General features: G+C 27.6%; 1 protein-coding gene. It reads left to right on the top strand.

The features are described from left to right. Positions 1–112: 112 nt before the first annotated feature. Complete coding sequence (locus MSG95_RS18840) at positions 113–1,780, top strand: ATP-binding protein (protein ID WP_324624786.1); 1,668 nt, start codon at positions 113–115, stop codon at positions 1,778–1,780. Positions 1,781–1,955 lie beyond the last annotated feature (175 nt).

Here is a 1,955-nt window from a genome sequence, read left to right as displayed (position 1 = left end):
AGTGCATAATCAATTGCTTGCTGTTTAAATTCAGCACTAAAACGTTTGGCCATTTCTTGGATCTCCAAAGTTAACGTTACGTTATCTTTAGAGGGAAGTACTGTCCATTATTTTGGCTAGGATCAATAAAAAAGATTTTATTAAAGAAAAGAAAATTAAGTATATACCTGAGGTATTTAGATTTAGAACAGCTCATACAAAGCTAATGGAATTACTTATTAAGCCTTTATATGGTAATCATCCAGAGATTGGAATTAGAGAGTTATTGCAGAACTCAGTAGATGCTATTAAAGAAAGAGTAGATTTGGAGAAAAAACACTCCGATTTTCTAAAAGAAGATTTGAAAATTAATTTAATATTAGTAAAAGAGAGAAATCATTATTACTTTGTTATTAAGGATAATGGGGTTGGAATGACAAAGGAAATAATTAGAGATTATTTTTTAAATATTGGGGCATCATTTAGGTATAGTGATATATGGAAGAACCAACATATTAATAATGGGAAAACTAACTTTTCTAGAATTGGAAGATTTGGTGTTGGAGTCTTGGCTGCATATCTGTTGGGAGAAAAAATTTATGTTCAAACCAGAAATATGTTTGAAGATTATGGGTTGAGTTTCTCTTGTGAGAGTGTTCACTCACCTATTCAATTAGAAAGAATTAATATGGATGTAGGTACAATAATAAAAATTGAAATTGATGAGCTTACATATAATTATCTTTTTAATAAAAATTCATTATGGGACTGGTATTTATTATCTGATGTGGTTATAGAAAGGTCTTATAATGAGGATGGAGAAATAGGAGTTTTTCATAAAACTTTTGAAGTAGATGTTTCACAGTTTCATCAATTAGAAACAAAAAGTTCTTGTGAGGTGAAATTTTCTTTTATGAGTTTTTTTGATATCTATCGAAATGAAAAAAATATATTAACTTGCAATGGTGTGAATATTAAGGATTCTGAATATAGTAATGATTTTGTTATTAATAAAAATGAAGATTTTATAATATTAAAAAAACCGTCTTTATTAGTTGAAGATAAGGAAGGTATTTTTCCTTTGGATTTGCAAAGACAAAGAGTAGTAGAAAATCCAGATTTTACAGATGATTTGAGAAAAACTTTATATGAAAGAATAGTAATAAATGCAAAAGCTGGTTCCTTTGAGGAAATTAAATATATAAGAGGTGCCAATTGTAATAATTATATATATGGTGAAAACAGGAAGTATTTATTCGATTTATCAATATTAAAAGTTCTTAAGGTAAAAAAACTTTGTTATTTTATCACACATGAAAAAGATTTAGATTTTTCTAGCTTGGCGTATAGAAAAATTTGTAAAAAGGATTTTTTGATTACTAGTTTTAATATTGAGTCGACAAAAACAGTTAATGTTGAATTTTTACGGAGTGTTTTTTTGAAGGATAATTCATCTTATTATAATCTTTTTTTTGGATCGATTAGTCGATTCTCAAATAAAATTATTTTAATAATGAAGAAAACACATATAGCCGATTATGTAAGTAAAGGTAATTACCCGCCAACATATTGGGAAAGACTTTTTAAAGTTAATATTGATGAAAATTGGACAATTATTTGTAATAAACCTATATCCATTGATACAATAGATATTAAATTAGATTTTATATTGCCTTATTTAATTGAACATAAATGTAGATATTTTTTATCATATGATTTTAATTGGGATGATGTTGAAATTGAAGTATCTGATTTTGCTAAGGTCTATCAGAAAACTTATCCTGATTTTAATTTGCAATAATAAAAGAATAGCCTCCACATGGGGGCTTTTTTATTTCATATATTACACTGGCTTTGTTGCATAAACATTCAAAAGCTGAGTTCTCCCCAATCCATTCAAATTTAAGACACAACTTGGGTGCGAGGTCTACCTAATTCCGTAAATCTATTCAGAACTGCCACACGCGCATGAATTT

Source organism: Acinetobacter sp. IK23 (assembly GCF_035615275.1).
GTDB lineage: Bacteria > Pseudomonadota > Gammaproteobacteria > Pseudomonadales > Moraxellaceae > Acinetobacter > Acinetobacter seifertii.
The sequence above is the reverse complement of the archived record's forward strand: the minus strand, read 5'-3'. Positions and strand labels throughout refer to the sequence as shown.